The sequence below is a fragment of the Flavobacterium sp. genome (genome assembly GCF_003525665.1).
GTDB lineage: Bacteria > Bacteroidota > Bacteroidia > Flavobacteriales > Flavobacteriaceae > Flavobacterium.
Genome location: NZ_DQDX01000037.1, coordinates 1 through 7,177 on the forward strand (window position 1 = coordinate 1; position 7,177 = coordinate 7,177).

At 34.6% G+C, this 7,177-nt stretch carries 6 protein-coding genes; 3 read left to right on the plus strand and 3 right to left on the minus strand.

From position 1 onward, the window contains the following. Positions 1–54 precede the first annotated feature (54 nt). Complete coding sequence (gene hutU / locus DIU01_RS02710; RefSeq protein WP_290831723.1) at positions 55–1,746, plus strand: urocanate hydratase; 1,692 nt, start codon at positions 55–57, stop codon at positions 1,744–1,746. Positions 1,747–1,871: 125 nt separating this feature from the next. Here the strand turns inward: hutU and DIU01_RS02715 are convergent, their stop codons facing one another. Next, on the minus strand, positions 1,872–2,891 hold the full coding sequence (locus DIU01_RS02715; RefSeq protein ID WP_290831724.1) for a prolipoprotein diacylglyceryl transferase: 1,020 nt from the start codon (positions 2,889–2,891) through the stop codon (positions 1,872–1,874). Between the two features lie 25 nt (positions 2,892–2,916). Here DIU01_RS02715 and DIU01_RS02720 point away from each other — a divergent pair, with 25 nt between their 5' ends. Further along, complete coding sequence (locus DIU01_RS02720) at positions 2,917–3,219, plus strand: hypothetical protein (RefSeq protein WP_290831725.1); 303 nt, start codon at positions 2,917–2,919, stop codon at positions 3,217–3,219. A gap of 93 nt (positions 3,220–3,312) precedes the next feature. Here the strand turns inward: DIU01_RS02720 and DIU01_RS02725 are convergent, their stop codons facing one another. After that, complete coding sequence (locus tag DIU01_RS02725) at positions 3,313–4,581, minus strand: sugar isomerase (RefSeq protein WP_290831726.1); 1,269 nt, start codon at positions 4,579–4,581, stop codon at positions 3,313–3,315. 36 nt (positions 4,582–4,617) lie between these two features. Continuing rightward, positions 4,618–4,920, minus strand: coding sequence for an STAS domain-containing protein (locus DIU01_RS02730; RefSeq protein WP_290831727.1), 303 nt, complete (start codon positions 4,918–4,920; stop codon positions 4,618–4,620). A gap of 162 nt (positions 4,921–5,082) precedes the next feature. Here DIU01_RS02730 and DIU01_RS02735 point away from each other — a divergent pair, with 162 nt between their 5' ends. Next, positions 5,083–7,143, plus strand: a complete 2,061-nt coding sequence (locus DIU01_RS02735; protein ID WP_290831728.1) for a hypothetical protein — start codon at positions 5,083–5,085, stop codon at positions 7,141–7,143. The last annotated feature ends 34 nt before the right edge of the window (positions 7,144–7,177 follow it).

The following is a 7,177-nucleotide window of genomic DNA, read 5'->3' on the forward strand; positions in this document are numbered from 1 at the left end:
CTCTGAATTAATAACTCTTAATTCATAACTCCTAATTCCAAACTCATAACCATCATGCAATACCAATACGACCCGGAAAAATACAAAACACCTACAGGTACAACACTAAACTGTAAAGGATGGGTGCAGGAAGCCGCCTTGCGGATGCTCTTGAATAATTTAGATCCCCAAGTAGCGGAACGCCCCGAAGATTTAATTGTATATGGCGGAAGAGGTAAGGCAGCAAGAAATTTTGAGTCGCTGGATAAAATTATTACTTGCTTAAAAAGCCTGGAGAACGATGAATCCTTATTGATACAAAGTGGTAAGCCCGTAGCTGTTTTTAAAACACATCCAGATGCACCAAGGGTATTATTATCTAATTCACAATTGGTTCCTAACTGGGCCAATTGGAAACATTTTACAGCATTGGAGCAAAAGGGTTTAATGATGTATGGACAAATGACTGCCGGTAGTTGGATTTATATCGGCTCTCAAGGTATTGTACAAGGAACTTTTGAAACTTATGCAGCTGTTGCGGATAAACATTTTGGAGGCACTTTAAAAGGTACGCTACATGTAACAGCCGGTTTAGGCGGTATGGGTGGTGCGCAACCTTTAGCAATTACTATGAATGAGGGTGTTGCTTTGATAGCAGAGGTAGAAGAATGGCGTATAGATAAAAGAATAGACACTAAATATTTAGACGAACAATTCACAGATATAGATGCCGCTATAGATAAAGCCCTCAAATATAAAACCGAAGGAAAAGCGAAAAGTATCGGTGTGCTATGTAATGCCATATCGTTATTACAAAGATTAATAGAGAGAAATATTGTTCCCGATACATTAACGGATCAGACCAGTGCACATGACCCATTAGTAGGCTACGTGCCACACCAACTCACTAATGAAGCGGCTAATTTATTAAGAGGCACGAATCCGGAAGAGTATATACGGCTTAGTTATCAGAGTATGTATTTGCATGTGCAGTTGATGTTGGAGTTGATGGATATGGGCGCTATCACATTTGATTATGGAAATAATATTCGTGCTCGTGCTCATGAATACGAAAATAATCCGGATGCACGTATTGCTATTAATGAAGCCAATAGAGGCAGGGCTTTTGAGTTTCCGGGTTTTGTACCGGCCTATATTCGTCCGCTTTTCTGCGAAGGCAAAGGTCCATTCCGTTGGGCTGCATTGAGTGGCGATCCGGAAGATATTGCTGTTACAGATGAGGTAGTACAAGCATTATTTCCAGAGAATAAAAGTATGCAGCGATGGATGAAAATGGCAAAAGAAAAAATTAGTTTTCAAGGATTACCGGCACGTATATGTTGGTTAGGACAAGGCGAGCGCGAGCGAACGGGATTGGCTTTTAATCAATTAGTAAAAGAAGGAAAACTAAAAGCACCCATTGTTATAGGAAGAGATCATTTAGATACCGGTTCGGTAGCATCTCCCAACAGAGAAACAGAAGCTATGCTCGATGGCAGCGATGCTGTAGCCGACTGGCCTATTTTGAATGCACTGCTTAGCACTGCCGGTGGTGCCAGCTGGGTAAGCTTGCATCATGGCGGTGGGGTAGGTATGGGATATAGTATTCATGCAGGTATGGTAATTGTTGCAGATGGTACCGATGAAGCCGCAGCAAGATTATCTCGCGTATTACGGAACGATCCCGGTATCGGAGTAATAACACATGCAGATGCCGGATATGAATCAGCCAAGGAAGCAGCGGAGAGGTTTGGGTTGGGGATTTAGGGGATAGGGTATAGGGTAGAGGGTGTAGGCTATAAGCTATAAGCTATAAGGTTTAGGGTATAGGGAATAGGTTATAGGGGATAGGCCATAGAGTAGCGTAGGCTGAGCGAAGTCGAAGCCGAAGCTTATGCTGTAGTTTTTGCGCGTTTATTACATGCATAAAACATATACACACCACCAATAAATAATGCTAATGAAATGAGCTCTGCTTGTGTTGGATGAAATGGCAAATCGTATTTTGTATCTACTCTAATTTTCTCAATTAAAAATCTTTCCACTCCATTCATCATCAGATAAATAGAAAATAATAATCCGGGTATTTTAATTTTCTTACGTAAAACCCAAATTACAAGAAATAAAAGAGCACAAACAATAACTTCATATAATGGAGTAGGATATACCGGAAATGGCAATTGATTACAAAATTGCTCGCCCACGCAACCGGGTATACGCTCACCTACACTTAATACATTATGCGGATACTGGTAGCTCCATAAAAAATTAGGAAGCCATGTAAATGGTTTTGGATTAGTATTCACAATTCCCCAATCACCATCGCCGCTAATCTGGCATCCTACCCTACCTAGTGCATAAGCAAACATCATGGTAGGAGCAAAAGCATCGAGCAAATGAATAAATGTGATTTTATTTTTACGGGCATACCAATAAATGGCAAGCCCTGCACAAATTAGTCCGCCGTAAAAAGTAAGGCCGCTAAATGATATGAGCGACCCAATCGGATCCTTGGTAAACTCATTCCAATTTTCAAGATTATGAAAAATTTTAGCTCCAAGAAAACCGAACAACGCTGCATATATAACCATATCTCCCACCCTATCATGTGGCCAGATCCGAATAGTTCTCTCTTCCGGCTTTTCTAACTGTTGCTTTTTTTTCTCCCACCATTTCAACCCGCCAAAAAGCAGTGCTACCAACATACCGGATAAAAAATTACCATGAGAAGATAGTAAGAATGATTGAGGATCATTGAGTGCATCAGGCACTGTAAATGCACCAACAATTTTATAGCCGAATATAAAACCAAATAACGCGTTAATTACAAGTTCTGATAAAGAAGCCGGTTCTCCTATTTTGATTTTTTCCTCTGTATAAATAAATGATCCTAAACCCTGTTTACGCTTCAATTCAATGCTCAATATCCATGCAGATATGATAAAAGATAAAGCAACAAAAAAACCAATAGTAATTCAGGAATTTGGTGTTCCATCGTATCGCGGAATTTGGAATTGGACAGGAACAACCAAAGATGGTCAAGCCGAATACCATAAAAAAATGCAAGAATTATTCAAAAAGAACAATCTTGCATTTATGTCGTGGACGTTATATGATTTTCCTGCTGTTCCAAATCAAGTTGCCGGAAAATGGCCTTGGCAGAAAAATAGACAGAAAAAATTTGGTTTTATTGATGAAAAAGGAAAAGAAAAACCTGCTTTTTTATACATTTCCAACTAACTTTTTTCCATAGAAAGCAATGAAGCTGCGTAATAATTAGCTTTGGCACTATTTTTTTCTGTTATCAATTTTTTAAATTCGATGACTTGAAATTTAGTTTAATGGAACACTCTTTTTACCGTGATAAAAGAAATAGACCAACTGAAAAATCAATAAGATTACCATTGAAATAATTTGCATTTCAATTACTTGCTCTAATGATTTATGAAATAACGCAATTAGTATTATTTGAGTTAATCCTAAAAGTCCCGAGATTACAACTGGTGTGTGTTTATTAATAGAAAGAAAATAGTAGGCAAAGATATTGGCAATGGCAAAAATCGATGTTGCTAAAGCATACTTCCATAATAAAAAAGCTATGGAAAGGTAATTTTCACCAAACATTAAAAACACAACTTGCTCACGAAATAAATAGGTTGTAGCTACAATAAAAGTAGACAATACAACTATATAACCTAAATATTTTATTAAAATAGGTCGTGTATTTTTTCCTTCTTTTTTTAGTGTAAGTACCGTGGGCAAAAGTAGCATTAAAAACATCCACGCTACAAAATATACTGCTCTTCCAATTAAGGCAATCGAAGCATACAATCCGGCTTCTTGGTTGTTAAAATAATGCTTCACTAGAACTACATCGCTGTTGTTTATAATAATTTGGGTCAGCTCGTAAAAAGCTGTAAGGGCAAAAAAGGTGGCGATTTTTTGGATGCTTATCGTTTCTCTTTTTTCAAGCGTAAGTTTCTTTAAAAAGATTTTTTGAAACGGTTGCAATCCAAAAACAAAAGACAATGTAATTCCGGAAGCAACAATAATTGTACTAGGTAGATTTGGGACAAAAAGGATGGCGACGATAGTAAACAATAAACGACTAATCATTTCTGAAGTGTAGGTTCTCGACAGATTGAAAAAGTTGTTTTTTCCTTGATAAATTCCGCGATTCACACTCATTAAAAAGTAAAGTGGAATTCCGGCACCAAACAAAACAAACATTGACGCAGATTGTGTATGAAAGACTTTTTGCAGTAGGTTACAAGAAGCCATGATGATTAATCCTAAAACAATTCCAGAGAAAAGAGCATATTTTGTCATTAATCGAATAAAAGCAATACGTTTTCTAAAAGTGTAGATTACTACATATTTAGTAGTTACAATTTGAAACGTCATTCCAATGAAGGACAAAATCAATAAAAATGTAATTAAAATAGCGGCATCGGCAAAAGCTTCTGGACCTAAAAATAGACCTAAAAATAGATTATAAAGGAAATTTCCACCATTTACTACTAACATTGTAACCATAAACAACTGTTCATCGCTGAACTGTTTTGATATAAATGGCTTTGTAACTTGGACTGATTTTAACATTTTAATTTTTCTTTATTTTCTAGGCTTTTTTTTTAATTATGCTGCGTTGTTGTTTAATAAAAATCGTAATTTTTCGTTTTTAAATAATTCAACTACTTTTTGATTTTGATAACCAACAATGTAAAATGCTTTATTTTTTGAAAGTGCTTTTTTATATAATGCAATAATTACTTGAAAACCCGTTTTATCTAAATCAATAATATGGTGTAATGAAATAACTATAAAGCTCGATTCATTTATTAATGCTTCAAAATAATTCTTTAATGATGTAGCGTTTTGAGAATTTAAACTTCCGTTGATTTCAAAAATTCCTGCGTTATTTGTAATTAGTAAAGCCATGATAATTTTTTATTTCTGTTGATTTATTTCTTATTTCTAATGCAAATATCTATCGATTAACTGCGAGACATCGATATTATTCGACGAACGGTAAGTTGCTGTAGTTGAAATATCAAAGGTTTATGACTAACTTGCACCCATTAATAATTATACTATCGACGAATGACATCATTTAAAAAAATAGCACTGCTTTTCCTTTTTACTTATAGTTTTATAGGTCAAGCCCAAAATATGAATGAAGGTTTTTCTAATCTTGAAAAAGGCGAATTTGATAAAGCTGAAATTTTCTTTACTACTATATTAAAGGACTATCCTCAAAATAAAACGGCTCGACTTTGTTATGCTCGTGCAGTTGGGTTGAACAATCAACCTGAGAAAGCTTTGACATTATTCACTACATTAAAAAGTGATTATCCAGATGATTTAGAAATAAAATTAAATTATGCCGAATCGTTACTGTGGAATAAAAAGTTTGCAGATGCAAAAGTCTATTACACTACATTAGTTGCTGACAATCCAACCAACTTTGTTGCGCATCTTGGTTTTGCCAATACGCTATCCAATTTAAAAGAATTTAAAGATGCGTTGTCTAATGTAAATAAAGCTTTAGAACTATCTCCAGGAAACGGCGGTGCTTTGGTTTCTAGAAAATACATAAAATTGGGTTACGCGAACGAAATGGTTTCGGCGAAAAAATATACTGAAGCAGAAACTTTTTACAATGAAATATTAGCTGATTTTCCTAATGATAAAGAAACGTTATTGAATAAAGCCAATTTGTATTTGATAACTAAAAACAGTGGAAAAGGAAGAGAAACCTATAAATTATTGTCTAATTCTGATCCGATTTTGGCACTCAACGGATTGTCTTTAGTAGAACATATCGCCGGAAAAGAAAGCAAAGCGCTTGAAATTTCTGAAAAAGCAGTTGCTAAAATTGGCGAAACCAAAGATGAAAATTTAATCAAGCAAACTCACGAACGCTATGTTCAAGCGCTTATTTGGAATAAAAAATACAAATTAGCAGCAGCAAAAATTACGGAATTAAACCAACTTTATGCAAATGAAAATTGGTTATTAGCATTATCAGCAACATTGGCTATTTATAAAAGTGATTTTAAAGATAGCATAAAGTTTTACGAAAATATTTTGGTAAATGACTCAAAATCGTTCGATGGAAATCTTGGTATTGCCAATGCATATAATGCTTCAGGAGAAATTGACAACGCTTACAAAGCCGTTTATCAAACGTTAGAAATTTTCAAAAACCAGAACGATGCTACCAATTTTTTGAATAAATTAAATGAAGAACATACGCCAACTTTGGAAGAAAAATTGAGTTATTCGTTTGATAATGGGAACAATACCGCGATTACTTCACGAACGTTGATTACTTTTCCGCTTTCTACCAAATGGTCAGTGAATACTACGTATCAATACAGAAAAACAGACAATTCTGTTACTAATGTAAGTGCTAAAGCTAATGATTTCTTGGTTGGTGCATCCTATAAATTTCATCCTAAAGTAAGTTTTAATATTGATGGCGGAATTACCTCAGCAAGTTCAACAACAGCTAGCTATACCTCTTTGCTGTTGAATTCGTACTTCAAAATTAAACCAATGAAATTGCAAGATTTAGAAATTGGTTACAAACGTGATTTGCAAAATTTTAATACCGACTTGATTGACAAACAAATTTCAGCCAATAACTACTATTTTAATTATAATATTGGTTCAAACTTTAAATTGGGTTGGTTTACACAATACTTTTATACAACGCAATCAGATAACAATACTCGTAATTTATTGTTTACATCATTATATTACAGCTTTTTATCGAAACCTGTTTTAAAAGGTGGATTCAATTACCAATTCATTTCGTTTAAAGACCAAGTGCCAGCGGTTTATTTTAGTCCGAGTCAATTTAATGCGTATGAAGTTTTTGTGGAATTAATGAAAGATGAGAAAATAGCTGAAAAAGGTTCCTTCTTTTATAACTTAAACGGCGCAACGGGTTTTCAATATATTGAAAAATTAGATAAACAATCAACTTATAGAATTCAAGCCAAATTGGGTTATAAATTCTCTGATCGATTGTTAGCTAACGTGTACGGATTGAAGAGTAATATTGCTTCTGCGGCAGTTTCAGGATTTACCTATACAGAATTTGGTTTTAGATTAAAATGGAGTATTTTAAAGAACCCGATTTTTAAATTGAAGTAATCTAAAAATTCTTTGAGAAATTATCTTTAAAAAC

Excerpts from the sequence above, each read along its gene's own strand:
- hutU (WP_290831723.1), top strand. The coding sequence starts at position 55 with ATGCAATACCAATACGACCCGGAAAAATACAAAACACCTACAGGTACA.
- DIU01_RS02720 (WP_290831725.1), top strand. The coding sequence starts at position 2,917 with ATGATAAAAGATAAAGCAACAAAAAAACCAATAGTAATTCAGGAATTT.
- DIU01_RS02725 (WP_290831726.1), bottom strand. The coding sequence starts at position 4,581 with ATGTTAAAATCAGTCCAAGTTACAAAGCCATTTATATCAAAACAGTTC.
- DIU01_RS02730 (WP_290831727.1), bottom strand. The coding sequence starts at position 4,920 with ATGGCTTTACTAATTACAAATAACGCAGGAATTTTTGAAATCAACGGA.
- DIU01_RS02735 (WP_290831728.1), top strand. The coding sequence starts at position 5,083 with ATGACATCATTTAAAAAAATAGCACTGCTTTTCCTTTTTACTTATAGT.